At 59.0% G+C, this 26,639-nt stretch carries 23 protein-coding genes; 20 read left to right on the top strand and 3 right to left on the bottom strand.

Annotation, left to right across the window (positions count from 1 at the left end):
* Positions 1–35: 35 nt before the first annotated feature.
* The 6 genes from IVB32_RS02925 to IVB32_RS02900 all read left to right on the top strand — a co-directional run bounded on the left by IVB32_RS02925 (position 36) and on the right by IVB32_RS02900 (position 8,305).
* Positions 36–3,041 carry a molybdopterin cofactor-binding domain-containing protein gene (locus IVB32_RS02925; protein WP_247368604.1) on the top strand — a complete coding sequence of 1,002 codons (3,006 nt, stop codon included), beginning with the start codon at positions 36–38 and terminating at the stop codon, positions 3,039–3,041.
* Positions 3,038–3,853: an FAD binding domain-containing protein gene (locus IVB32_RS02920; RefSeq protein ID WP_247368606.1), complete on the top strand. Its 816-nt coding sequence runs from the start codon at positions 3,038–3,040 to the stop codon at positions 3,851–3,853. The genes IVB32_RS02925 and IVB32_RS02920 overlap by 4 nt, the downstream gene beginning before the upstream one ends.
* A complete protein-coding gene (locus tag IVB32_RS02915) occupies positions 3,850–4,374 on the top strand; it encodes a (2Fe-2S)-binding protein (RefSeq protein ID WP_247368608.1) in 525 nt (174 codons plus the stop codon). The genes IVB32_RS02920 and IVB32_RS02915 overlap by 4 nt, the downstream gene beginning before the upstream one ends.
* On the top strand, positions 4,367–5,920 hold the full coding sequence (locus tag IVB32_RS02910) for an AMP-binding protein (protein WP_247368610.1): 1,554 nt from the start codon (positions 4,367–4,369) through the stop codon (positions 5,918–5,920). The genes IVB32_RS02915 and IVB32_RS02910 overlap by 8 nt, the downstream gene beginning before the upstream one ends.
* A gap of 29 nt (positions 5,921–5,949) precedes the next feature.
* Positions 5,950–6,756, top strand: a complete 807-nt coding sequence (locus IVB32_RS02905) for an enoyl-CoA hydratase-related protein (protein WP_247368611.1) — start codon at positions 5,950–5,952, stop codon at positions 6,754–6,756.
* Positions 6,757–6,850: 94 nt separating this feature from the next.
* Entirely contained in the window at positions 6,851–8,305 is a 1,455-nt protein-coding gene (locus IVB32_RS02900) for an aldehyde dehydrogenase family protein (protein ID WP_247409717.1), read from the top strand.
* Positions 8,306–8,336: 31 nt separating this feature from the next.
* On the opposite strand, the gene IVB32_RS02895 is transcribed toward IVB32_RS02900, so the two are convergent.
* The gene (locus IVB32_RS02895) at positions 8,337–9,287 is read right to left on the bottom strand and encodes a LysR family transcriptional regulator (RefSeq protein ID WP_247368615.1); all 951 of its coding nucleotides are present in this window, start codon (positions 9,285–9,287) and stop codon (positions 8,337–8,339) included.
* A gap of 119 nt (positions 9,288–9,406) precedes the next feature.
* Here IVB32_RS02895 and IVB32_RS02890 point away from each other — a divergent pair, with 119 nt between their 5' ends.
* The 7 genes from IVB32_RS02890 to IVB32_RS02860 all read left to right on the top strand — a co-directional run bounded on the left by IVB32_RS02890 (position 9,407) and on the right by IVB32_RS02860 (position 16,081).
* The gene (locus tag IVB32_RS02890) at positions 9,407–10,468 is read left to right on the top strand and encodes an ABC transporter substrate-binding protein (RefSeq protein WP_247368617.1); all 1,062 of its coding nucleotides are present in this window, start codon (positions 9,407–9,409) and stop codon (positions 10,466–10,468) included.
* A 21-nt stretch (positions 10,469–10,489) separates the two neighbouring features.
* Complete coding sequence (locus IVB32_RS02885) at positions 10,490–11,347, top strand: ABC transporter permease (RefSeq protein ID WP_247368619.1); 858 nt, start codon at positions 10,490–10,492, stop codon at positions 11,345–11,347.
* Positions 11,344–12,105 carry an ATP-binding cassette domain-containing protein gene (locus IVB32_RS02880; protein WP_247368621.1) on the top strand — a complete coding sequence of 254 codons (762 nt, stop codon included), beginning with the start codon at positions 11,344–11,346 and terminating at the stop codon, positions 12,103–12,105. The genes IVB32_RS02885 and IVB32_RS02880 overlap by 4 nt, the downstream gene beginning before the upstream one ends.
* A gap of 21 nt (positions 12,106–12,126) precedes the next feature.
* The gene (locus tag IVB32_RS02875; protein ID WP_247368623.1) at positions 12,127–12,921 is read left to right on the top strand and encodes an enoyl-CoA hydratase-related protein; all 795 of its coding nucleotides are present in this window, start codon (positions 12,127–12,129) and stop codon (positions 12,919–12,921) included.
* Between the two features lie 101 nt (positions 12,922–13,022).
* Entirely contained in the window at positions 13,023–14,096 is a 1,074-nt protein-coding gene (locus tag IVB32_RS02870; RefSeq protein WP_247368625.1) for a thiolase family protein, read from the top strand.
* A 1-nt stretch (position 14,097) separates the two neighbouring features.
* Positions 14,098–14,514, top strand: coding sequence for a Zn-ribbon domain-containing OB-fold protein (locus IVB32_RS02865; protein ID WP_247368627.1), 417 nt, complete (start codon positions 14,098–14,100; stop codon positions 14,512–14,514).
* 10 nt (positions 14,515–14,524) lie between these two features.
* Entirely contained in the window at positions 14,525–16,081 is a 1,557-nt protein-coding gene (locus IVB32_RS02860; RefSeq protein ID WP_247368628.1) for a class I adenylate-forming enzyme family protein, read from the top strand.
* Between the two features lie 416 nt (positions 16,082–16,497).
* Here IVB32_RS02860 and IVB32_RS02855 read toward each other — a convergent pair whose 3' ends face one another.
* Both IVB32_RS02855 and IVB32_RS02850 read right to left on the bottom strand, forming a co-directional pair.
* Positions 16,498–17,583 carry an ROK family transcriptional regulator gene (locus IVB32_RS02855; RefSeq protein WP_247368649.1) on the bottom strand — a complete coding sequence of 362 codons (1,086 nt, stop codon included), beginning with the start codon at positions 17,581–17,583 and terminating at the stop codon, positions 16,498–16,500.
* Between the two features lie 54 nt (positions 17,584–17,637).
* Positions 17,638–18,303, bottom strand: a complete 666-nt coding sequence (locus IVB32_RS02850) for an SGNH/GDSL hydrolase family protein (protein WP_247368630.1) — start codon at positions 18,301–18,303, stop codon at positions 17,638–17,640.
* 428 nt (positions 18,304–18,731) lie between these two features.
* Here IVB32_RS02850 and IVB32_RS02845 point away from each other — a divergent pair, with 428 nt between their 5' ends.
* The 7 genes from IVB32_RS02845 to IVB32_RS02815 form a co-directional block, all read left to right on the top strand.
* On the top strand, positions 18,732–19,718 hold the full coding sequence (locus IVB32_RS02845; RefSeq protein WP_247368632.1) for a substrate-binding domain-containing protein: 987 nt from the start codon (positions 18,732–18,734) through the stop codon (positions 19,716–19,718).
* A gap of 79 nt (positions 19,719–19,797) precedes the next feature.
* Positions 19,798–21,300, top strand: coding sequence for a sugar ABC transporter ATP-binding protein (locus IVB32_RS02840; RefSeq protein WP_247368634.1), 1,503 nt, complete (start codon positions 19,798–19,800; stop codon positions 21,298–21,300).
* A gap of 6 nt (positions 21,301–21,306) precedes the next feature.
* Entirely contained in the window at positions 21,307–22,257 is a 951-nt protein-coding gene (locus IVB32_RS02835) for an ABC transporter permease (protein WP_247531126.1), read from the top strand.
* A 37-nt stretch (positions 22,258–22,294) separates the two neighbouring features.
* Positions 22,295–23,206: an ABC transporter permease gene (locus IVB32_RS02830; RefSeq protein ID WP_247409716.1), complete on the top strand. Its 912-nt coding sequence runs from the start codon at positions 22,295–22,297 to the stop codon at positions 23,204–23,206.
* Between the two features lie 11 nt (positions 23,207–23,217).
* A complete protein-coding gene (locus IVB32_RS02825; RefSeq protein ID WP_247368641.1) occupies positions 23,218–23,901 on the top strand; it encodes an SGNH/GDSL hydrolase family protein in 684 nt (227 codons plus the stop codon).
* A gap of 864 nt (positions 23,902–24,765) precedes the next feature.
* On the top strand, positions 24,766–26,082 hold the full coding sequence (locus IVB32_RS02820; RefSeq protein WP_247368643.1) for a serine hydrolase: 1,317 nt from the start codon (positions 24,766–24,768) through the stop codon (positions 26,080–26,082).
* A gap of 134 nt (positions 26,083–26,216) precedes the next feature.
* A partial coding sequence (locus tag IVB32_RS02815; RefSeq protein WP_247409715.1) for an IS110 family transposase occupies positions 26,217–26,639 on the top strand: 423 nt, incomplete at its 3' end.

The raw sequence follows: 26,639 nt of genomic DNA, 5'->3' as shown, positions 1-26,639 counted from the left end.
CGCATCGAATAATGCGTCGGGAAGCAGGCGAAGACATGGTGCAGGACGCGGCCCGAACCGCAACATTGATCGAGAGCGGAGGCGCCGACCGGCCGTGGGTCGGGCGTTCGATCGAACGCGTCGAGGATGCTGGGCTGCTAACCGGTCGCGGCCGTTTTATCGACGACCTCGGCGTCCGCCCCGGCACGCTGTACGCCGCCATCCTGCGTTCGCCCCACGCTCACGCTGAGATAGCTGGGATCGATAGCGAAATCGCGCGGCATGCGGACGGGGTTGTCGCGGTCTTGACCGGTGACGACATCAAGGCACTGACCGCCAGCCTTGTCGTCGGCGTGAAGGCTCCGGTCGAATGCTGGCCGATCGCGGTCGGACGGGTCCGCTATGTCGGGGAGCCGGTCGCCGTTGTGATCGCGTCTGACAGATATAAGGCGGAGGACGCGGTCGATTTGATCGTCGTGCAGTACCGGGCGCTTTCCGCCAACATTGACCCGCTCAAGGCGTTGTCGCCCGAATCCCCCGTTCTTCATGATGGATTTCGTGGGAACGTCGCGAGCGACCGGGCCTTCCGCTACGGCGATCCCGATCGCGCATTCGTCGAAGCTGCCCACCGTATCTCGGTCGACATCAGATATCCCCGCAATTCATGCACGCCGATCGAAACCTATGGCGTCATCGCTGATTATGACGCGTCAGAAGATGCCTTCGACATACTCGCAAACTTCCAGGGACCTTTCAGCATCCATGCGGTGATCTCGCGTGCCTTGAAAGTGCCCGGCAACCGCGTGCGGCTGCGTACCCCTCCGGATTCCGGCGGCAGTTTCGGCGTCAAGCAGGGCGTGTTTCCCTACATCGTGCTTCTCTGCGCTGCATCGCGCGCGGTCGGTCGTCCCGTCAAGTGGATCGAAGACCGCCTGGAGCATCTGACGGCCTCCGTGTCCGCGACAAACCGTGCCACCACGCTTTCGGCGGCAGTCGCATCCGATGGCAGGATTTTGGCGCTCGACTGGGATCAGGTGGAGGATTGCGGTGCGCATTTGCGGGCGCCCGAACCCGCCACGCTCTACCGCATGCACGGCAACCTGACGGGCGCATATGACGTTCGTCACGTCGCGGTGCGGAACCGGGTCGTCGTTACCAACAAGACGCCGACTGGCTTGAATCGCGGCTTCGGCGGACCGCAGGTCTATTTTGCGCTGGAACGGTTGGTGCAGCGGATCGCTGTCGAGCTAAATCTCGATCCGTTGGATGTCATCAAGCGAAATCTGGTTCCGGCTGATGCTTTTCCCTACCGGAGCGCGACAGGCGCCTTGCTCGATTCCGGCGACTATCAGGAAGCGATCGCGCGCGGCACCGCGGGTGGGGCGCTCGATGAGCTGAAAGCCCGCCGAGACGCCGCTCGGGCCGAAGGCAGGCTCTACGGAATCGGATATGCGGCTGTAGTCGAGCCAAGCGTCTCAAACATGGGGTATATCACCACCGTGTTGACCGCGGCCGAGCGCCGCAAGGCCGGACCGAAAAACGGCGCGCAAGCCACGGCCACCGTGACCCTCGACCCCGTCGGTAGCATCACCGTTCACGTCGCATCGGTCCCCCAGGGACAGGGGCACCGAACCGTTTTGTCTCAGGTGGTGGCCGACGTCTTCGGCCTCACTCCTGCTGACGTACGGGTCAATACCGAAATCGATACCGCGAAAGATGCATGGTCGATCGCGTCCGGCAACTATGCGAGCCGCTTCGCTGCGGCGGTCGCCGGTACCGCCAAGCTTGCTGCCGAACGCATTGCAGCACGTCTGGCGCGCGTCGCCGCGTGCCAGTTCAATACCGATGCGGACGACATCATGTTCGCAAACGGCAGCGTGAACTCGAAGCGGAACCCGGACAACAGAATAGCGTTCTCGCGGCTCGCCGCACTGAGCCATTGGGCGCCCGGCACCTTGCCCGATGACGTCCAACAGACCATTCGCGAGACTGTGTTCTGGACGCCGCCCGAACTCACGCCGCCGGACGACGAGGACAGGATCAACTCGTCGCTTTGCTACGGCTTCATCTTCGATTTCTGCGGCGTTGAAATCGACCGCACGACCCTGATGACGCGCATCGACCGCTATGTGACCATGCACGATTGCGGCAGGATCCTGCATCCCGCAATGGTCGACGGGCAGATCCGCGGCGGGTTCGCGCAGGCGTTGGGCGCCGCCCTCTACGAAGAGTACGCTTACGCGCCGGACGGCAGTTTCCTGACGGGCACATTTGCCGACTACCTGCTGCCGACCACGGCCGAAGTCCCCGATCCCGTCATCCTTCATATGGAGACACGGTCGCCTTTCACTCCGCTCGGATCGAAGGGCGTCGGGGAGGGGAATTGCATGTCGACGCCGGTCTGCATCGCCAACGCGGTAGCCGATGCGCTTGGCACCAAAGACGTGGAGCTGCCGATCGTACCCGCCAGATTGACCGAGATCGTTCGCGGGGCCGAGCCGATCCCTCCGGCTGGGCGCCGTGCCGAAACGCCGAAATCCGGCAGGAGCGGTCGTCAGCTCAATGGCGAAGGCAGTGCGAAGGTCAATGCTTCGCCCGAGGCGGTCTGGGAGATGCTGCTCGACCCCGCAACATTGCAGGCCGTCATTCCGGGGTGTCACGGGGTAGAGAAGATCTCCGACACGCATTTTCATGCCGACGTCACGATCGGAATCGGGCCGGTCAAGGGCCGCTACCGCGCCGAGGTGACATTGTCCGATTTCGACGCGCCCCGCGCCGTGACGCTGGGGGGCTCCGCTGAAGGCGCTCTCGGGTTCGGCAGCGGCGAAGGCCGCATCACGCTGACGCCTGAGAACGGCGGTACGTTGGTGCGTTATGAATACGGCGCAGTCATCGGCGGCAAGGTCGCAAGTATCGGCGGCCGTCTGTTGGATGGAGCGGCACGCGTCATCATTGGACAGTTCTTTTCGGCCTTGGCCCGCCAGGCGGGCGGCGCGGCGGCTGCAGTTACCGGGGCGTCCCTGATCGGCAAGCTGCGGTATCTGTTCAGGAGGCCGTCGTGAAGCCGGCTCGGTTCGATTATGTCCGAGCGGAGACGCTCGAGGAAGCCCTTGCCGTTCTGGCCGCCGAAGGCGGCGACGCGCGGATCATGGCGGGCGGGCAGTCGCTGATGGCGATGCTCAACACGCGGCTGGCGAAGCCGAAAGTCCTGATCGACATCATGCGGTTAAAGGAACTCGACCGCATCGAAACCAGGGCCGGATCCGTAACGGTCGGCGCCGGAGTCAGGCAAACGGCTCTGCTGACCTGGCCCTCGCTTGCCGATAAATTGAATCTTGTGGCGTTGGCGCTGCCGTGGATAGGCCACGTCCAGACCCGCAGCCGCGGCACCATCTGCGGTTCGATTGCGCACGCTGATCCGAGTGCGGAAATGCCGCTGGCTCTCCTGGCGCTGGGTGGTGAGGTCCATTTGCGAACCGCCAGGAAGCGCCGAAGGGTTGCGGCCAGCGAATTCTTCACGGGCATGATGTCAACGGCCCGCGCCGACGACGAATTGATCGAAGCGGTTTCCTTTCCGTCGGGCAACGCGACACGTTGCGCGTTTCGTGAGGTGGCGCGGCGTCACGGCGATTTCGCGATCGTCGCATGCGCGGCGGTCGCCGATCGGAACGGCGTCCGCTTCGCGGTCGGCGGCGTTGCGGACACCGCCGTCCTGCGCGATTGGCCGCACCTCGACGGCAGCGCCCTCGACGATGCGTTGAACGCGCTCGCATACGAACTGGACGCGCGGGACGACGTACATGCAACGGCCCGATATCGGCGTGATCTGGTCCGCTTGATCGGACGCGACCTCGTGCGGGAGGTATTGCAATGACGCGTCTGCAATCGGAGCGGCGGCATCGTATCAGCTTCACTTTGAACGGTTCGACCGCGCATGGCGAGGCTGAACCCCGGATGCTGTTGACCGATTTTCTGCGCCACCATATCGGTGTCACCGGAACCCATGTCGGATGCGAGCACGGTGTCTGCGGAGCCTGCACCGTCACCGTTGATGGCATGGTCACACGGGCGTGCCTGACGCTCGCCGTCCAGATCGACGGCAGCGAAGTGCGGACCGTGGAGGGTCTCGCACCGTTACCCGACCGCCTCGGCGTGCTGCAGTCCGCGTTCAAACGCCATCACGCGCTGCAGTGCGGCTTTTGCACGGCCGGAATCCTCATGTCGCTTGATCACTTCCTGCGCGACCATCCGACGCCCGATGAGGGCGATATCCGCGACCTGCTGAGTGGTCATCTGTGCCGTTGCACGGGCTATACGCCCATTGTCCGCGCGGCTCTCGATGCCGCGCGTGAGCTGGCAAGCTCCTCCACAAGCGAAGAGAAGACACATGCTTGATCTCGGAACCAGCTTCGTTGCGAGCGTGGCCCGCGACCCTGCTGCGGTAGCGATCGTCGATGGCGACCTTCGCCTTACCTATTCGCAGTGGTACGCGCGAATATCATCAGTGGTCGCGTTGTTCGACGAGCTTGGGCTGAAGCCGGGCGATCACATTGCGACCGCGCTGCAGAACCGCTGGGAGGCCGCCACCATCCATTGGGCCTGCCAATTCGCCGGTATCGTGATCACTCCGGTCAACTGGCGGGCCAAGTCCGACGAGCTGGATTTCTGCATCGAGAACTCGGAATCGCGGGCGGTGATCTACGAAGGCGTTTCGGCGGAAGCCGTGGCGGGCTCGAAGTTCCTGCGCAGCACGCTGCGCATCGCAGTCGGCGGCACCGCCGCAGAGGACCGAGGTTCAGTTTCGTTCGGAGAGATGCTGGCAAAATCGGTGCCTGAGATCACGCCACGCGTGGGTCCGGACGCCTGGTCGATCATGCTCTACACGTCGGGGACGACGTCGAAACCAAAAGGGGTTCCGCGCCGCCACCGGGCGGAGCGCGCCGCAAGCGTCGCCCATGTGGCGCAAAATCTGTACGGTCGTGATGAACGTACCCTCGGCGTCATGCCGCTCTATCATACAATGGGCGTGCGATCGCTGCTTTCAATGTCGTTGATCGGCGGCACCTTCGTGTGTCTGCCGCGCTACGACGCGAGACAGGCCCTCGCGGCCATTGAGCGAGAGAGGGTGACGAATCTCTATCTGGTTCCGACGCTCTATCACGACCTGGTCCATCACCCCGAGTTCGTGCACACCGATATTTCCAGCGTGCGCAAGCTCGGATTCGCGGGCGCGCCAATGACCGATGGCCTTTTGAAAAAGTTGGACCAGACGTTCAAACCTGACCTGTTCGTCAATCATTACGGCAGCTCCGAAATCTACACCTTCACTATCGAGCCGAACTCTGTTGCCAAACCAGGATCGGCGGGCAGGGCGGGTATCAACCAGCACGTCAAAGTCGTCAAACTCGAGGCCCGGTCGGCGGCGGACATGGCCGGGCTCAACGAGGAAGGCGAAATCATCGCGCTGCTCGCGGGCGACGAATCGTTCGAGGGCTATTGGAGGCGTCCTGATGCGGACGCCAAATCTCTGCGAGACGGCTGGTATTTCACCGGCGATACCGGTTTTGCGGATCGGGATGGCGATCTATTCGTCACCGGTCGCGTCGATGACATGATCATCACGGGAGGAGAAAACGTATCTCCCGTCGAAATCGAAAGCTGCCTGTCGCTGCATCCGGCCGTGTCCGAGGTAGCAGTCGTCGGTCTCGCGGACGAGAAATGGGGCAAGATCGTCGCTGCTTTCGTGAAGCGCAGTGCTCCGGTCAGCGAAGGCGAACTCGAAGCATTCTGCCGCGACTCCGGACTGGCCAACTTCAAGCGTCCGCGCCGCTTCGTCTTCGTCGACGCCATCCCGAAGTCCCCCGTGGGAAAAATGCTGAGGCGACTGCTCGTCGCCGGTGAATATGAAGCCGAAAGTCGATCGCCATCAACCACAGCCTGATTTTAAGTATCAAAAGAGGAAAAACGAAAATGCCATCACCTTTCAACTTCACCGACCCGCGTCTCGGTAAACTCGACGGCTTTCAGGTGGAAATCGACGAGGCGCATGAACGGGCCGACATCATTCTCAACCGGCCTCCGTACAACATCGTGGCGATGCCGCAGCGCGACCAGCTTCGGCTGGTGTTCGAGACGCTGGACGAGGATCCTCGTGTCAGGGTGATTGTCGTGCGATCAATCGGCGAGCATTTCTCGAGCGGCGGAAATATCGGAGGCTTCATGGAAGCAACGCCGGAGCACGTGTCGAAGCTCGCCTGGAACATCGCCTCGCCGGCGCGCTGCGCCAAGCCGGTGATCGTCGCCAACCGGGGATATTGTTTCGGGGTCGGGTTCGAGCTCTCTCTGGCGTGCGACTTCAGGATCGCATCTGAGACCACATTTTACGCCTTGCCGGAGCAGAAACTCGGACAAATTCCCGGTTCGGGCGGATCCGCACGCCTGCAGAAGATGATCGGCATCACCCGTACCAAGGACATCGTGATGCGTTCGAAGCGGATTACGGGAAAGCAGGCGCAGGAATGGGGAATTGCGACCGAGTGCGTGCCTGATGGTGAACTGGAAAAGGCGACCGACAAGTTCGTCGACGAGCTTCGCACGTTCTCGCCGTTGGCTCAGCGGACGGCAAAGAAGCTCCTCAACGATACCGAGGATTCGACGCTGGCGATTGCGATCGAACTCGAGGGCCATTGCTACAGCCGTCTACGTCAATCGGCGGATTTCAAGGAAGGTGTCGAGGCCTTCAACGCCAAACGCGCTCCGAATTTTACCGGACTCTAAGGCCAGCATCGAACGTCACCCGGCAGAAGGAGCCCCACTCGCCGGGTCACGTCGTTGTGTCCGCTTCGCAAGCAAACTCCAGGATCAGCATTTCATGACATCAATGCAGGCTCGCAATCTCGTCGACGGTCTTTGGCAACCCGCTCAATCCGGGCGAACGGTGCCGAGCATTGACCCGTCGACCCAGCAGTTCCTGGGAAGTTATGCAGCAAGCGGGCGCGCGGATGCAGAAGCGGCCGTTGCCGCGGCACGCCGCGCCTTTGACCGTCCCGAGTGGGCGCAGAATGCACGACTCCGCCAACATGTGATGCTGCGATGGGCCGATCTGATGGAGAGCCGCGGCGAGCAACTGGCGCATCTCCTTACACTGGAGAATGGAAAGCCGCTCGCGCACTCGCGGGGCGAGGTCGCCGCCAGCGTATCGGAGATCCGCTACTATGCCGGCTTGACACGCTACATTCCCGGTCACGTGTTCGAAGTCGAACCCGGAGCATATTCGACGCTGCTCAAGGAACCGGCCGGTGTCGCCGGGCTCATCATCCCGTGGAATGCGCCTGCAGTGCTTTTGATCCGCGCGCTTACGCCGGCGCTTTGCGCGGGCTGTACCGTCGTTATAAAACCAGCGCCGCAAACTGCGATGATCACTGCGGAGCTTGTAAAATGCCTCCACGAAATCGCGGGGTTGCCCAAAGGAGTCGTCAATCTTCTCTCAGAACAGGGGCATGAGGTTGCGCAATATCTCGTCACCTCACCCGAAGTCGACGTCATAAGCTTCACCGGTTCAAACGCCACTGGCCAGCGCATTATGGCAGCGGCGGCCCCGACCATGAAGAAGCTGCCGCTTGAACTGGGCGGGAAATCGTCCTGTCTTGTTTTCGAAGATGCGGAAGTGGCTGACGTTGCGCCGAAGCTTGCTGCGGCGGCCACGATCATCGCTGGGCAGCAATGCACCGCAGCCCGCCGCGTACTGGTCCACGCTTCGCGTTACGATGAAATGAAGAGTGCACTCGGGTCCGCGCTCGCACGCGTCAAGATTGGAGCAGGCACAGAAAGCGCAGTGGAGATGGGGCCCCTGATCGACGCGACCTCTCTGGAAAACGTCTCCAGGCGAATTGCAGAAGCTATTGACGTTGCCGACGAGGTTGTCCTTTGCGGGGGACGGCCGGACGGCGATCTTTCCCGGGGATTCTTTTTGACGCCGACGCTTGTCGCGCACCGGGACAGCGCTGCATTCTTCGTCCAGGAGGAAATCTTCGGCCCGTTGGTGGTGATCGAGAAGTTTGAAGACGAAAAGGAGGCCGTCGCCCGCGCCAATCACACCGAATATGGCCTCTCAGCCAGTGTATGGACCAACGACGGCGCACGCGCGATGCGGGTGGCACGTGCGCTGCGCAATGGAACCGTCTGGATCAATGACCACAACAAGCTGTTTGCCGAAGCCGAGACGGGCGGCTACCGCCGCAGCGGTCTTGGCCGCCTCCACGGCTATGAGGCGCTGAACGATTTTGTCGAGATCAAGCACGTCTATCAGAATTGCGGTGTGGTGTAGAGGCGAGCGGTCTCCTTCGATAATGCTACCATCAAGTCTTTGTCAGTTCCACACCTTGCGCAGCCGACAATGGTTGGCCGGCGCTGCCTTCGATCTTGAGCTTGCGCTCCATGAAATCGAGAAATGCGCGCAGGCGGCGCGATTCCTTGCGCTTGCCGAGGAATGTCGCGCTGACCTGCAGCGACGGACTTTCCCAGTCGGTGAGTACGCGCACCAGCCGTTTCGCCCTTACGTCGTTCTGACACATGATGTTCGGGAGGATGCCAAGTCCGACCCCGCCGATCACGAGCTCGCGCGCGACGCCGATGTGATTCACGGAAATCCGCCCCACCACGTCGATCACCTTGACACCAAGCTCGCTGCGAAAATTCCAGACGCCTTCGGCGCGTTGATGCTCGGTCACGATGCAATCGAAGCGTTCGAAATCGTCGACGCTGAGGGGAACGCCCTTTCTTTCCAGAAATGACGGGCTTGCATAAACGCCTCGCGTGATGCTTGCCAGGTGGCGGATGCCACCGTGCGTCTCCGGAAGAGTGCCGAGTTGTACTGCGACGTCGTAGGGTTCGACCGATACGTCGATCCAGCGGCTGTTAGCGTCGATCACAAGATGAATGTCGGGATAACTGACAGCGAACGCGGCGATAGCGCTGCTGAGCCAACCGGTGCCAAAATCCACAGGCATGCTCACGCGCAGCATTCCCCGCAGTTCGGTTTGCATTCGCGTCGTGCCGAGACCAGCTTCCTCTATTTCGGCGGCGATGCGTTCGCAATGCTCGTAGAGAGCCTGACCGATGTCGGTGACCGCAAGCTTGCGGCCTCCTTTCTTGAACAGCACTGCGCCAAGCTGATCCTCCAGAAACATCAGCTTACGGCTGACCGTGGATTTTGGGATATCGAGTTTTTTCGAAGCGCTGCTGATGCTGCGAGCGTTCACGACTTCAAAAAACAGCAGCAGCGCGTTCAGGTCCAGTTTTCTGGCCATCGACTGCACTCCTCGATCTCGGATCTCGTCCGCTCGTCCCATTTATGGAACGATGGTAGTCTACAAATGCGCTATCGTCCCGACTTTGGCAAGCTTAGGGTCAATGCAAGGTTCGGATCGTGATCGGCTTCGATCTTCCGGACTGGGCCCAAAAAGCAAGAAAAGACGGGCACTCATCGATCTGGGAGGAGAAAATGGCGCACTTTACAAGGCGGAACTTCCTTGCTTCGGCCGCGAGTTCTCTCACGCTGCCATCGGCTATCCGAGATGCATTCGCGGCTGCGAATATTCGCGTTCGCTGGGCGTCGCTCCAACCGGGTTTTACGGTGCTACCTGTTCAGTACATTCTGGCCAACGATCTTGGGGGCAAGAACGGTCTCTCTTTTCCTGATCCTGCTCCGTATACGGCGGTGTCGACCTACTACAACGATTTCGTCGCCGGAAACTACGACGTCTGCATCGGCAGTTGGGATACCTTCGCTGCCCGCTACCAGGCCGGCGTGCCCATCAAATACCTCTGCACGATTACCGACGCCAACATGATCGCGCTGTTGGGGCCCAAGGGCGGTGTCGACCATGTGTCGCAGCTCAAAGGCAAGACGATCGCTGCCCTGCAGTCGACCGGCACCTACCGGATGGTCAAGGCCCTCATCAACGAAGCCTTCGGTTTCGACATCGAAAAGGACGCGACGATCCAGAACGTCGACAATCCCGCCGCGTCGGTAACTCTGCTAATGGCCGATCGCGCCGATGCGGCCTTGTCATGGGAGCCAAACATAACGACGGGTCTGATGAAAAAGCCTGACCTGCGCGTGATTCTGAAGGCGGGCGACGCCTACAAGAGACTCTCGGGAGGGCTGGAACTGCCCTATTTTGGCGTGGCGATCCGGAAGGAATTGGCCGACGCAAATCCTGGCATCGCAGCGAAGGTCAGTAAGGTCTTCGAAGATTGCCTCAGCGGCATCAACGCGGATACCGCCAAGGCGGTCGATCTATTTGGCAGCAAGACTGGCGTTGCGCCAGACACGCTGAAGGAGGCCATGGGTTCGAAGCGTCTCACTTTCAACTATCGGCCTATGAGCGACGAACTTTCCAGATCGTCCATACTGCTCGCGAGCGATTTTCTGGCGCGCAACGGCCTGCTGACCAAGCCGGTCGATGCAAATTTCTTTGCCGTCTGATAGATCATGACGGAAAGACCGATGTCACTTACAGTAGATACCGAACGAACGTCAGGTCCGGAGCGCTCAGTCGCTGCGGAACTGGTTAAGCCCCTGACCGGAGTGATCGCGGCTCGGAAGAACCCCGAGGGTAGACGCGATATCTTTGCGACGTGCGTCGTCGTCGTTGTCCTTCTTGCGGCGATGGAAATCACCAGCCGCTTCGTGCCGGACTACATCATGCCGTCGCCCGTGACCGTCTGGAACGCGGCGCGGGAGCTGTTCTTTTCGGACCCCTACCACGTCGCAGTCACGCTCGTACGTCTCGCCATTTCTGTCATGATTGCGCTGATCACGGGTGTGCTGATCGGTCTCGCGATGGGAATGTTTCCCTCGGTGCGCCCGTACCTGAAGGCCATCGTCGTTATCGATACCGGCATTCCGGCGCTGTCGTGGATGCTGATCGCGGTGTTCTGGTTCAAGAATCCGGAGTCCCGGATATTCTTCATTCTGCTCGTCATCCTGCTGCCGTTCTACGCTCTCAATGTCTACGAAGGCGTAAGGGCGTTGCCGAAGGAGCTCGTCGACATGATCGAGAGCTTCCGCCCGTCGCGGTGGCAGGTGCTTCGCTATCTCATTCTCCCGCATATCGTGGCCTACATCTTCCTCACCACAAAATCGGTGATCGGCTACGCGATCCGCATGGTGATCTTCGCCGAGCTCGTCGCATCCGCAGTCGGTATCGGCGCGCGCATGAACCTTTCCCAATCGACGTTTCGGATCGATCAGGTGCTGGCATGGACCTTCTTCCTCGTGATCTTGAATCTGCTGCTACAGGCATTCGTGAACGGTCTGGAGAAGATTTCACTGAAATGGCGTGCGGAGGCGACGGTAAGATGACCAAGCAAAATCTTATCGAGGTTCGCGACGTCACGAAGACGTTCGGCAGTTATCTGGCAGTGGACAATCTGTCCATGAATGTTTGGCGCGGTGAGATCGTGGTTCTGCTCGGGCAAACCGGTGCTGGGAAAAGTACCGTCCTGAATCTGATCATGGGCACGACATGTCCGAATTCCGGCCAGATCCGCGTAGCAGGAGTCGATCCTTACGCATCTTTCAAAGCGCTTAAGGGACGACTTTCGGTCAGCTTCCAGACGGACAGACTCTTACCCTGGCGCACGGCAGTGGAGAACGTCGAACTTGGACTTCTCATTCTGGGAAAAACCAAATCACAGGCACGAGCGCGCGCCAGGGAGTGGCTTTCGCGGGTTCGTCTCGACGGCGCCGACGACAAATATGTCCACGAACTCTCGGGTGGCATGCGGCAGCGCGTCTCACTCGCCCGCGCGCTCGCCATCGATCCCGAAATTGTGTTCCTCGACGAGTCCTTCAGCCAGCTTGACCATGTTACATCAAAGACTTTGCGTCGGGACTTCCTTCAAATAGCGCGCGAATACCAAAAGACCTGTCTGCTGATTACTCACCGGATCGACGATGCACTCGAGATGGCCGACCGTGCGTTGGTCTTGAGCGCCCCGGCAAAGGTAGCTCTCGAGGTCCGGATCAGCGACGAGGCAAGGTCAAATCCGCACAAGGTCGCAGAGCTTCACGCCCAGATCGCATCCGCCATGGGTGGTGCCTTCCCAGCCGAACACTGAATCACCGGAGAGCAAGTTCATATGAAATACCAGGACGTTATCCTCAATCGGGAAAAAGGGTGGGTCGAAATCACGATCAACCGGCCCGACAAGCTGAATTCGCTTCGCGAACAGACAGCCGACGAAATTCTCGGGATTCTCAACGAAGTCGAGCACGACAGAGACGTGCGCGCCGTGATCCTGCTCGGCAACGAGAAGGCGTTTTGCACGGGCATCGACACCAGCGAATTCCAGATCCAGGAAAACGGCTATTTTGATTTCTACCGGTTCCGCAAGAGGACCCGGAAGGTGAATCGGCTGTTCAAGGACATCGGAGGCTTCACCAAGCCGCTGATAGCCGCTATCGAAGGTTTCGCTTTGGGCGGCGGACTTGAGCTTGCACTGGTCGGAGACATCATCGTCGCCGGCGCGAATGCAAAATTCGGTCTGCCCGAGATCAAACTGGGAATGATGCCGGGCGGCGGCGGCACCCAGACGCTCCCAAGGCTGATAGGCAAGCCGCTTGCAAAGGAATTGATGTGGACCGGCCGGCGGATCACCGCCGCGGAAGCGGAGCGCTATCGCATCCTGAATCACGTTACAGAACAGGGAAAAGCACTCGAAAAGGCTCGCGAGATTGCGAAGAGCATCAGCGACAACGCGCCGATCCCGGTGATGATGACAAAGTCCGTGATCGACCGAGGCATCGACATGTCGCTTGCGGACGGGTTTGACGCCGAAGGTGACGCTTCCTTCCTGCTCTACTTCACCAAGGATCGCGACGAAGGGCTGAAGGCTTTTCGTGAAAAGCGGTCTCCAGAATTCCGCGGAGAATAGAAATGACTGCCAAGAAACGCGATATCGTAATCGCCGGCTATTCGGAGACGGCGATCGACTTCAAGACCGGACGCAGCGCGTTCGACCTCGGAGGCGAAGCCTTGGCCAAGCTTCTGGCCGCAACCGGCGTTTCAAAGGATACCATCGACGGCCTCTCCGTCACGACTCCGCTGAGCGAATGTCCTAATCCGTTTTTTGCCGTCTACATGACCGAGGCGTTGGGCCTCACGCCGACCTGGCTCAACTACGGCGGAACCGGCGGCTGCTCGGCGACCGGAGGAGTTGCCCGCGCGGCCTCCGCTATTCGCGACGGACATTGCGAGGTCGTCGTCGTTCTGTCCGCCGACGCTCCAAGCACGGCGTGGCGTGCTAACTATGGGGCTTACCGGTCGGAATTCCAGGATCCGCCCGGCGTGCAGGGGCCGCCGGCGACCTTTGGGCTTCTGATGAGCAGATATAATCATCAGTTCGGCATCAAGCCGGAAGCGCTGGGCAAGATCGCCATCACGCAACGCGAGCATGCTCTGCACAACGAGAATGCCTACGGCAAGTTCAAGACGCCGATTACGATGGCGGATTATGAAAAGTCCCGCGTCATTGCCGATCCATTGCGTCTTCTTGACTGCGTCATGTTCTGCGACGGAGCCAACGCGTTCCTGGTGACAACCGAAGAGAAGGCTCGCAGTCTCGGGATCACCAAAATGGTCTATCCGACGGCCTATGCCGAAGTCACTAACTTCAACGGCACGAAGCCCCTCTCGGAGATCACTGAGACCGGTTTCTCGCAGGTTGCGCCCCGCGTCTACAAGCAATCCGGGCTGACCCCTAAAGATATCCGGATGTTCCAGCCCTACGATGATTTCACGATCGCCGTGATGATGAAGTTTGAGGATTTCGGTTTCTGCAAGCGTGGTCAAGGCAGCGACTTCACCCTCGATACCGATCTCTCACACAAAGGAACGCTGCCGTTGAACACGGGAGGAGGCCAGATCTCGGCCGGCCAGCCGGGATTGGCGAGCGGAGGACTGAATCTCGCAGAAGCTGTGCGTCAGATGTTCGGCGAGGGCGGCGGGCGTCAGGTGGCAAATCCGAAGAACGCGCTGGTGACCGGCATTGGCGTTATTCCCTACGCGCGGAACTGGGGTACCAGCGCCGCTATGATCCTGGAGGCATAAAATGGCTGACGAAAAGGCGGGACGTCCAGTCCCCAAACCTTCGGTTTACGTCGACACCAAGCCGTTTTGGGATGGTGCCAAGGCGGGCAAGCTGATGCTGCAGTTCTGCAAGGACACCGGACAATTTCAGCATTACCCGCGCCCGGTGAGCATCTTCACCGGCAGCCGGAATCTGGAATGGCGCGAGGTAGCAGGCAAGGGCACGATCTACGCCTGCACCGTGATCCGCGTTCCCGGCCCCGGTCTCGACGGCCGGCTTCCTCTTTCGATCGCAACCGTTCAACTCGACGAAGGGGTGCGCATCATTGGCAACATCCTGAACAAGGACGCGGAAACGGTCGCAATCGGTCAACGCGTCGAAGTGGCGTGGGATCGTCTTTCTGACGACGTACAATATCCAGCATTCAACGTGGTCTGAGGCATCCGGCATGCGTCTGGAAACCATATTTCGTGCGCAAGCCCTGCGTCACCCGGACAAGATTGCCCTGGTCTGCGGCGACGAACGGCTTACCTACCGGGATCTCGACCGTAGAATCCGGAGCGTCGCAAGTGGTCTTAGGACGCAAGGCGTTGGTCAGGGTGATCGGATTGTCGTGTTTCTATCCAATGGCATCGAGATCGTCGAACTATTCTACGCGGCATTCTCGGTTGGCGCCATCGTGATCCCGGTCACGACACGGCTCACGCCCCACGAACTGCAGCATATCTGTTTCGACAGTCAGCCCTTTGCGATTGTTTTCGAAGGGAATGGCGCGTCTATCTCCGAGGTGCTGCAGGCAAATCCGGACGCCATATGGATCACCACCGGAAGGGACGTAGAGGGCGCAGTTGAATATGCGGAGCTTAGAAAGACGGAGCCCGATCGCTCACCGCGGCTATCGATCGAATCAGATGACGCAATAATAATGTACACTTCGGGGACGACGGGAAAACCGAAGGGAGCCATCATAACCCACTCGAACGTCGTCGTTCAGCATTGTTTCATAAACGCTGTCGAATGGGGAATTTCGAGCGAAGACCACTATCTGGTGACTACGCCGCTCGCTCATCGCACCGGCTTCGCCCGGCTCGCCAACTCGTTGACGCTAGGTGGCACCCTGGTCGTCATGAAAAAGTTCGATCCGCGTGAGACCGTCGACGTGATCGCAAGGGAAAAGATTACCGTCGTCGGCATGGTCCCCACGGTTTGCCGCATGCTGCTTCCCGAGATCAAGGCCGATCCGTCGCGTTGCGCATCACTCAGGCGCATCGTCGTGACGGGCGAGGCGTTTCCGGTCGAGCTGAAGCAGCAGTTTCTTGCGTTGCTTCCAGACGTAAGGCTGGTGTCGTTTTTTGCAATGACCGAGGTAGGGGGCGTGACCTCGCTTTCGCATGAGGAGCAGTTCGATCACGCCTCATCGATCGGTCGACCGACGCCTGGTGTCGAGATTCGGATCGTCGACGATACGGGCATCGAGGTGAAGACGGGCGAGCCAGGCGAACTGCTCGTCCGCGTGGGGCAGCCAGGGCGGTATTCCGTGATGCGTGGATACTACAACCGACCCGACGAAACAGCGAAGGCCATCAAGGACGGGTGGATATATACGGGTGACGTCGCCAAGGCTGATGACGATGGCTACCTCTATATCGTCGATCGCAAGAAGGACATGGTGCTCAGCGGCGGGTTCAACATCTACACCAAAGAGGTCGAGCAGGCCCTGCAGCAAAATCCCGAAGTCGCCGACGCCGCCGTAGTCGGGGTACCCGATGCCGTTTTCGGAGAGGCCGTCGCGGCTTTTATCGAGCGGGAGCAAGGAGCCGCTCCCACGCCGGGTTCGGTTGTTGAACACGTCCGCAACCTGGTCGCTGGCTACAAAAAACCCAAGTACGTCTTCATCATCGACGCATTGCCGCGAAATTCGCTCGGTAAGGTTCTCAAGCGCGAACTCCGCGATCGGGCAATCGACCTCGTTAAAAGCGCCCAGCTCCTTGAGAAGAGCGCCTAGCGTCATTGTAGCTGAAGAACCGCGGCCTGCCCAAGTCTGCGACGGGTTATGGGGTTTTTGGTACTTCGGGAGAACCCGCGGATAGGGGCGCGACTCTCGCCCAAATGTTTCCTCTGGTGCACCCAGCTGCAGTTGTTGCAGCCGCTGGTCAAGTTGAAGTTTTTCGCAGAAATCTTGCGAGTCAAGGATCAGCATCCGCTTGACGTCTTCGGCTTGCACCATCGAAGGTCGGTGGCCCAACCGGTCCCGATGAGAGCTGGCCCCTTGTGGTTCTCCCCAAACTTCCTGGCCAAGTTCGTTGGAGGTTATTCGGACGATCGCGGACCACATCTGCGTATGCGAATTCAAGCGGGCGATAGGGGTGTGCCGATACCGTTCGGACTGCTCCTGCCGCTTTGACCACCCGGCGATCGACTCTACTGGACCATGAAACGCGAGTGGTACGGCAAGCTGGCGGCACCCACGGCCTTCGGCGCAATCGAGGTGGAGCCAAACAGAAAATCCACGTCAGGTAGTTCCTCGTGGAGATGCGAGCAGAGGTCTTGCCCGAGCCCAGTTGGCGCGTAGCTTGAAACAACGACGGACTTGAAGCTTACAAAGCGTAGAAGCGATCGAACCGATCCGATGATCATATGGCAGCACGTGGCTCGCCATCGGTTATAGAGGTCATCGACCGTTGGGTGTAACGTGCCGGATCCTAGTGCATCCAGCGCAAGGCCGTGTTCCTCCAGACTTTTCCGCAGCCGCAACAGTCCGATATCATGGCTTAGGTCGGTCCTGCCGCTGTGAATCTGGTAGTTCAGGATCAAACGGCTATGTAGGCGAGATCCCAAGTAGAAGAAGAGAAAGTCTGAGAGTGATCGCGCAGCTCCGAAAAGGCTCTCCCCACCCGCCGCTGCCGTTATGTCGTTCTGGATGTAAGCGGAAAGGTTCAGCTTGCCTTCGATGCTGGCTTGAAGCTCCGCCAGATCGTCGCCCAGCAGTGCCTTAAGGTGCTTGCTGGTGCTCGCTTCATCCGGCACCGCCAGTCCAATTCCAGCAACCCGGGCTCGGCTGGCCGGAGGAAGTGTCAGGAGACCTTGCTCGATCTTGGCAGCAAGCCCACCTAAGGACTCCTGAACAGTAGGATAGGGGTGTGCTGCATGATATTGAACCTGTCCGATAAAATTGATAAGCGCGACGTTGACGGCACTCTCTCCAAAGCTCACGCCGACCGAAAACGCTCCCTTTGGATTGAGCGACAGCGGGATGGCGGGTGGGCCGACACGGCCGCGCTGCGCCTCGCCTTTAGAAACGAGACCTTCCTGCTCGAGTGAACGGACGATGACGGAGATGGTCTGTGCAGACAGGCCCGTCGTCTCACCGATTGCTAGTCGTGAAATACCGGTGTTCTGCAACAGTAACGAGAGCACCAAGCGTTCATTATAGCTTCGCACTGTCGGCGCATTCAGGCCGCTCGCGCGATCTGCGATCCGCAGCGGGTTGGGGGGCGCAAATCGCATGTCAGGCAAGGGAAGTGCTCCTCATATGAAAAGAACGGACGAGCGTGGTTGCCATCAACGCGTACGCTCAACAGCGGGCCAGCCGATTGCCTCAACTTCCTGCGCAAGCGCGGCTCCAAGCGCTAGATGCGCTTCCGCGTTCAGGTGGAATCCGTCGGCTTCATCGCACTGACATACGGAGCCGGCGTTGAAGAAATGTACGCCGAGGGAGTCAGCCATGATTTCGAATTCCAGGGCTAATTGCCGTGATTTCTCCGGCGCGCCCGCGAAGATGGACTTCCACTCCTTGATGTCGTCAAGAATTGGAGGAGGAGCGACGATCATGATTTCAGGCACGCCCCCTCCAGGCCCCGGTGAAAGTTCTCTCAGATCGTAAATGAGGCAGCCGATACCCATGGCAACCTCCGAAGCCGGCTTGTTGAACCTCACCTTGAGATCGTTCGTCCCGAGCATGATGATCACGAGATCAAGGACGGTATGACTTTGCGCGCATGGGCGCAGATAAGTCCGCCCGTTTTTATGTGCTCCTTCGATGGGATCATCGTGGACGGTCGTTCGTCCGCTCAGCCCTTCTTCGATGACATACCAGGACGGTCCGAGTTCAGACTGGAGCACGCCCGGCCACCGCGTATGGCGATCGTAGCGCTCCAATGGCCCCTGTCCCGGGATTTGGCCATGGGTATTAGAGTCGCCGAAACATAGTATCGAACGGATCGCCATGGCTCTGATTCCTCACGCTTTTTGCGCTGCGCATCATTGTTCGCCCAAGACCCAAACCGCAACGCCTGAATTAATCACTCATTCTGAATAACTATTGACGACGGCAAAACAGCGTGTTTTTGTTAGGCTCGCTGGCAATGCCGAGAGAGCTTGTCAGTCTTTGGGAGGTTAAGCGCGGCAAGGGCGGGGAGTCTTCGTCAAGAAGAGCTGATCCACCATTTGAAATCGCGCCAAGCTACGAACGTCGCAGGGCCTGCGACGGGCGTGCGGTGACTTGCGCCCTTCTCCTCCCAAGGCAAATGAATCAGCACGTACGTGCGGTGGAGGAGGGAAGTTTGATGCGCCAAGGGATGAGAACACTCGGTCTCGGGTTCATGGCCGCGGTCTGGCTAAGCGTGGGTGCGGCTAGCGCACAGGAGCTTAACCTCATGCAGGGCGTCGCACCGCGCCCGGGCGATGAACGGATGACGGCCCCGAACCAATTCAAGAAGAATGGTCCGTGGAAGATCGGCATGAGCCACTTTGGCGTGAACGCCAACACCTGGACCGTCCAGATGGCTCACGACGCGGAAGCCGCGGCGCAGTTGAACAAGACAATTGGTCAATTCATTCTGCTAGACGCCAATCTCAGCCAGGCAAAGCAGGTTGCAGACATTGAAGACCTGATCGCGCAGAAAGTCGACGCAATCATCGTGACGCCCGTCACGCCCACGTCTGCCGACGCCGGCATTGAAAAAGCTGTTGCGGCGGGCATTCCTGTCATCGTGCATACGGGTCTGACGGAAACCGACAAATACACGGTCGATATTCAGGGCGGTGGTGTCCATTTCGGAAAGGTGATGGGAGACTTTCTCGTCAAACAGCTCGGTGGAAAAGGCAATATCTGGGTTCTGAGAGGATTTCCCGCGCACCCGGAAGACATCAACCGCTACAAAGGACTCCTGGAAGCGATCAAGGGCACTGACATCAAGATCATCGCAGAAGACGCAGGCAAGTGGCAGTACGATGTTGGCAAGCAAGTCTGCGAGACCTTCTATCTCAATAATCCGAAGGTCGATGGCATCTGGTCATCGGGTGCCGATATGACCCGCGCCTGCGTTGACGTTTTTCAGCAGTACGGCGCGAAGATTCCGCCGATCACGGGCGAAGGCAACAACGGCTTCTTCGCCAGGTGGATCGAACTCGGATTTCCCTCGATCTCGCCGGAGTACGGTCCTGAGCAGGGGGCTGCCGGTGTACGCGCCGCCGTCGCCCTTCTGGAGGGCAAGCAGCTCCACAAGCGCTACATCTACGAGCCTGAAGGTTGGGATCTCGAGAAGGCCAAGAAGAACTACCGCAAAGATCTCAGCGCGAACGTCTGGTTTCCAACCAGCCTGACCGAGCAGGATCTGCAGAAATACTACGGCAAGAAGTGATCCTAGCGCAGCGCCGGGTTACGGAAATGCAGCTTCGGCGCTGCGCTCCCCTCCTCCAATTTGCGTTCGGGCCCAGGCAATGACGGTACAGCCGCTTGTCCAGATGACATCGATCTCGAAATCCTTTGGGGGCATCGGCGCGCTCAGGAACGTCGATTTTCAACTGCTGCCTGGATCGGTTCATGCCCTCATGGGCGAGAACGGCGCCGGTAAGTCTACCCTAATGAAGATCCTGGCAGGCGTCGTTCAGGGCGACAGTGGTCTGATACGTAAGAGCGACCAGATCGTCCGCTTCCAATCGCCCCGCGAAGCGCTCGACGCGGGCATCTCAACCGTTTTTCAGGAGCACTCGCTGCTTTCCAATCTCTCCATTGCCGAGAACATGTATCTCGGCAAGGAGCCGCTCACGAGGCTCCGCAATGTCGACACGACGCTGATGGAGCGAAACGCGCGGGATACGTTATGCGGCCTCGGCCTGAAGTTCGATCCCGCAATGCTTGTCGGAAACCTTTCCATCGCCGAACGACAGTTTGTCGAGATCGCACGTGGGATTTCCGCGCGCGCGGATATCGTCATTCTCGACGAACCGACGGCGGCGCTCAATGCGGCCGACGTCGAGCTCCTCAACGCACATATCCTGGCGCTCAAGAAGCAACAGAAGGCGGTCGTCTACATCTCTCATCGCATGGAGGAGATATTCAAGATTTGCGATACGATCACCGTGCTGAAGGATGGACAGAACGTCGATACCGTTCCGGTCTCGGCGATCACCCCCAAGCAATTGATTGCGATGATGGTCGGGCGGGAGCTGACCGAGCTGTTTCCGCCGAAGCCGGAACGAGCAGAGGGTGAGGTTGTCCTTTCGGTCGAAGGCCTTCGGCTGACACCGGACGCCATGCCCTGTTCGATTTTCCTACGTCGCGGAGAGATCATCGCGCTTGCAGGTCTTGAGGGCCAGGGCCAGCGCGAAATCGTCCGGTCAATCGTCGGGCAATACGCCGCGTACGAAGGCAAAGTCCGCGTCAAGGGGAATGAGCTGCCACTGCCGCTTGCAAAAGACGTTGGCATCCGCCTGTTGCAGGCCCTTGGCGTGAGTTTTGTGCCCGAAGACAGGAAGCTCGAAGGTCTTTTTCTCGACCTCTCTTTGGCGCACAACCTCACGATCGGTCTGCATAGCCAGAGCTTCGAACTGGCGCCGGCGGGTAGTCATCGCGAAGTCATCGCAAATTCAATCAAGAACCTGTCTATCAGGGCCGCAAAGCCTTCGACGCCCGTCGGGAATCTTTCGGGTGGCAACCAGCAAAAGGTTCTACTTGGACGCTATCTAACCGTTGGCGCCGACATCCTCCTCATCGAGGAGCCGACGCGTGGTGTCGATATAGGCGCAAAGGCCGAGATCTACAAGCTGCTTCGGAAGTACGTAAATGCTGGCGGGGCGGTTATCGTCCTGTCACGAGAGACGCTGGAGCTGATCGGTTTGTGCGATCGCCTCTATGTGATTCACGACAAGCATGTCGTTGCGGAGATGCCTGCGGCGGCGGCCACCGAGCACGCCATTCTCGAAGCTGCGCTGTATCGTTGAAGGGGAATGGCAGAAATGACGAAGCTTGGTCACATCATTCTCAGATCCAATTCGCGCCATGGGCTTTGGACGATCCCGCTGCTGATCGCAATTTCCGGCTGTGCGGGTTTGACAGCCTCGACGGCCGATTTCGCGAGCTGGCAAAATAGTCTCAACCTCGTTGCGCAGGCAGCACCCCTCATTCTCGTTAGCATTGGCCAGATGATCGTGATCCTGGTCAGGGGGCTCGATCTCTCAGTCGGAGCTGTCGTTAGCCTGACGACCGGAATTCTGTCGCTGAATGCTCCCGTTTACTTCACGCTGCCGGGCGCGATTGCGATGGCCGTTGTCGTTGGTCTTCTTAATGGTTTCTCCGTAACACGGCTCAGGGTGCATCCAATCATCGCAACCCTGTCGATCATGGGAATCACGCAAGGGGTAGCCATGCTCATGCGTCCAACTGCTGGGGGCACGGTTCCGTCCCAGATCGTATCCCTTGTGAATGGGCACGTGCTGGGCATCTACATGCCAGTACTCTGGACCATCGTTGCGGTCCTGGTCGCTTGGAAAATCGTGCACGGGTCTCGCCTGGGATTGCACCTCTTCGCGATCGGCGGAGGTGAAACCGCTGGCACCTTCGGCATCGCCGAGCAGCGTAACATCATCGCAGCCTATGTTTTGAGCTCCTGCTTCGCCGCGGTCGCCGGAATCTTCCTCGCCGGCCGCATCGCATCAGGCGACCCCAACATTGGCGCGCAATACGCGATCGACTCGATCACGGCCGTGGCGCTCGGCGGAACGCAGCTCGCTGGCGGCATTGGCAGCGTGCACGGCACGGTCATCGGCTGCACGCTACTCGCCCTAATTGCCAACGGCATGAATCTTCTCAACGTCTCCGCGTTCGTTCAGACGGTCGTGAAGGGCCTGATCCTTCTTGTCGTCATCTCGCTTCAGCCCCGCAAGAACATCGGCCTGTAGACCCATGACCTCGCGCTCGCCTCTGTTCCGTATCATTATGCGTATACCTCCCTCCTATGTTGTCTTTGTCGTGCTGCTCATCACCCTCTGGGTATTGCGACCGAACATGATGAATGTCGCGATCCTCGGGACCTTCGCCCGACAGGTCGTGCCGCTCGGAATCGTCGTTCTCGGCCAGATCCTGGTGATCTCCTCGCGGTCAATCGATCTGTCGGCCGGCGGAATCATTCTGCTCGTTAATTACATGATTTCGTCGGGATTACTCTACGGTTGGCCGTTCTTGCCTGTCGTCCTGCTCTGCCTTGGTTTTGGACTGATCGTTGGCCTCTTGAACGGTCTTCTTGTCGGCAAGCGGCGGGCATCGGCCGTTATCGTCACGTTGGCCGTGAACATAGTCCTGGTCGGATTGGTCGAATATCTCGCGAACGGCAAGCCGCCCGGCGACGTTCCGACTTACTTCCGCGATCTCTACAACACCCGCTTCTGGACAGCGCCAGCACCGGTAATCTTCTGGGTCATGCTGGCCGGCGTCACGAGTGCATTCCTTGGCAGCTCCGTGTTCGGCCGCTTCGTTTGGTCGATCGGCAGCAATCCGACCTCTGCCCATTTCTCGGGTGTGCCGGTGGAACGAACAGTCGTCGTTGCGCACACGATATCCGGGCTGATGTTTGCCGTGGCCGCACTCGTTCAGACATCTTCGATCGCCGTTGGAAGCGTGCGGTTCGGACCGGAACTCGTCATGAATTCGATAGCCGCAACGATCCTGGGCGGCGTGGTGTTCGGTCGGCCTGCCGAGGTGTGGGGCCCGTTCTTCGGTGTCCTCTGTTTTGCGCTGCTGTTCGTGGTCATGACGACGATAGGCGTGCAGGAGCCAGGTAAGCTCATCGTCCAGGGGCTGATCATCCTGCTCGCGGCGATCTTCTACGGCGTACGTTCCAAATCCAACTAAAAGAGGTGCCGATGACGAAACGTATCTTGTGTTTTGGAGATTCGCTTACATGGGGCTGGGTTGCGGTCCCGGAGGGATCGCCAACAACCCGGTTTCCCTATGCGGAGCGATGGACGGGAGCCATGGCAGCGAAGCTAGGACTAGGATACGAGATTGTCGAGGAGGGGCTGAGCGCACGTACGACATCGATCGACGATCCGGCTGATCCGCGACTGAATGGATCCGCTTATCTTCCATCAGCTCTTGCAAGTCATCTTCCGCTAGATCTCGTCATCATCATGCTCGGGACCAACGATACTAAGAGCTATTTCTGTCGCACGCCCTACGAGATCGCGGTCGGTATGTCGAAGCTTGTGGGACAGGTGCTCACTTCGGGCGGCGGAGTAGGAACCGTGTATCCCGCGCCAAAAGTGCTCGTCGTTTCGCCGCCCCCACTCGCAGCATTGCCGGACCCCTGGTTTCAGGCAATGTTTGAGGGTGGGCACGAGAAGACCGTCGAGATCGCCAACCATTATAGAGCGCTTGCCGCTTTCATGAAGGTCAATTTCTTCGACGCCGGAAGCGTGATCTCAACCGATGGGGTGGATGGAATTCATTTCACCGCAAAAAACAACGCCGACCTTGGAATGGCGCTTGCTGCGAAGGTAGCGAATTTGTTTGCCGCCACTATCAATCATGAGAGGGTGCTAACGTAATCTGAATTTACACCAGACAAGATGGCCTGCAAGGGACGTTCCTCCCGAATTGGTCAGGGACTTCCATGACCCAAACCCGCACTTCTCCTGAGGTGCGGGTTTTTCGCGCGGGGACAATACCTGCACGCATCGGATCTTCTCGGCGGATCACCCGCCAATACCGATCAGAAGCGAATGCACGACAACGCGGTCGCCCGGTTCGAACTTCGCCAAATCGGCACGGTTATTCGGCGCGTACCTTTGAAGGTCCACGAGCTTCAACGCTATTCCATTCAGAACCGGGCTGCTGCGATAGCCGCCTATGACCAGCAACGAAGCCTCACGGCTATTGTCCCGCTCTTCGCCCGCAATCCTGTACCAGGCATCGTGACAAGCTCTGAACAGCGGCCAATTCCTCCCCTCAGGGCTTCGACAACAGGGCCGCGGTATTGACGAATATTTGGAAGTTGATCCCCCTGGCGGCTGACGCGTTGTAGCACAATGCTTGAGGCGCTCGTCACGCAATGAAATCTATGTGGTGGGCGTTGATTGAGGTGGCCGCGTCCAGGACGCACGATCTGCTTCCCGGGCGTTGGCTCAGCGGTCGGCGAATGGGGAGCGAGCATGCTCGGAAGTGGGTATGTCGCCTTGGGGCGTATTGGGTGGATTGGCGCAGTACATCGGCAGGTCTGGAGTCGGGGATAGAGCAGAACTCAGCGCCTCCGGAGCAGATCGCCGCCTTCGACCCTAAGCAGACTTCAGCGAAGCTGGTCGGTGTAGCCCTCTTGTTTGCTGGATTCCGCTAAGATATTTCCCAAAAGAGGTTGTCCGAAAGAACGGAAGTTGCTCAACTACCTGGCGTTAACCTCGCCAGAGTCAACTTCCATGAGCAAGAATGGTATTTTTGTGCCACCTCCCTTTGCTACGGGCGATTCGATTCGACGGATGTTGGTCGAGCGTATTGATGAACGCCGATTGAGCGTTGGGATGGTGATAGGAACGACGGAAAACCAAAGCCATCGGGTGGTGAGCCGCGGCTACCAAGATGCGCAAAGCAAGACCCCCATGAATGAAGACACCGTTTTTGAAATTGGGTCGATAACAAAGCTTTTCACCGCTCTGTTATTAGCTGACATGGCCAACCAGGGCGAGGTGTGTCTCGACCAGCCGGTCGCTGAACTTCTGCCCTTTGGAACACGTGTCCCGGTCCGCAATGGCAAGGCCATCACCCTGCGCGATCTTGCCTCGCATTATTCCGGCCTCCCTCGAATACCGACGAATCTGGGACGCGAAGATCGTCCGAATAATCCCTACGCTAGGTACACGGCGGAGAATCTTTATCAGTTTTTAGCAACCCACGAATTGGCCCGAACGCCTGGCGACAGCTTCGAGTACTCCAATCTTGCAGTGGGATTGCTCGGACACGCGTTGGTCCTCCGCGCAAATGCTCGCGACTATGAGACCCTGATCCGATCTCGCATTCTTGATCCATTGCGAATGGACGACACAGTGATCGCTATCCCTTCCCGATTGGCGGACAATATTGCATCGGGACACGACGACAGCTTCGATCCGGTGTCCAATTGGGATTTTGACGTATTGGCAGCGGCGGGCGCGTTCCGTTCGAACGTTCCCGATCTATTGCGATTTATGGACGCGCTTTGCGATCGGGATTCGCCGATTTCGTCCATAATGGGACCGCTGATCACTCCACGGAGCCAAGGTGGACTGGAATTGGGGCCTCCTCATCCGGACGGGGGCATCGCCATTTCACACTCAGGCGGTACCGGTGGATTCCGCTCCTTCGTTAGATGCATTCCAGAGTGGAAGCGCGGGGTGGCTGTGCTCAGCAATACGTGCATTGATGCAGTCGTCGACCTAGGTGTTCACTTGTTGGATGGGCGGTGCGGCTTGAACTGGTACCGCAACGAGGTAGCAGTCGAGTCAGCGTGTTTCGCGCGTCTCTTAGGACGCTATAGATTACGCCCGAATTGGGATTTCGAAGTTACATCAGCCGCCGACCGGCTCTACATTCGGCTCGCCGACCAGCAGGCGCTACGGGTTTTTCCGGTTTCGGAATGGCACTTTTTCTACAAGTGCGTGGGTGCACAGGTGACGTTCGAACCCGGAGAAGACGGACGAGCCGCCCGCTTGATCTTGCATCAAAATAGCATGGATCAGATTGCCGAACGGATTGAGTAATATCCGGCTGGAGCATGTTCCGCCAGAGAGGCCGGTTACTTCCGCTGTTGATGCTGTGGACGGCTCCTCCACGGGCACGAGAGTGCCAAACAATGGGCGCCGTTTAAGGCTCCCACGATTCGGAGGAGCAGCCTATGCAGTCAATTTCAACGATTGGTCTGGATATCGCGAAGTCGGTCTTTCAAGTGCATGGGGTCGATGCAGCCGGCCAGGTGATCATACGCCGTCAGCTCAAGCGCCGTTTCGTGCTGTCCTTCTTTGAGAAGTTGCCGCCGTGCCTCGTGGGGATCGAGGCTTGCGCGTCCTCGCATTATTGGTCGCGCGAGCTGCAGGCGTTGGGGCATACGGTGCGATTGATGCCTCCCGCCTATGTGAAGCCCTACGTTAAACGGCAGAAGAACGACAGCACTGACGCGGAGGCTATTTGCGAGGCGGTCACAAGGCCCAACATGCGGTTCGTGCCGACCAAGACGATCGAACAACAGAGCTGTCTGATGCTTCATCGCGTGCGCCATCTCTTCATTCGCCAGCAGACTGCCGTCATCAACTCGATCCGC

The organism is Bradyrhizobium sp. 23 (genome assembly GCF_023073295.1).
GTDB classification, from domain to species: Bacteria; Pseudomonadota; Alphaproteobacteria; order Rhizobiales; family Xanthobacteraceae; genus Bradyrhizobium; species Bradyrhizobium canariense_D.
The sequence above is the reverse complement of the archived record's forward strand: the minus strand, read 5'-3'. Positions and strand labels throughout refer to the sequence as shown.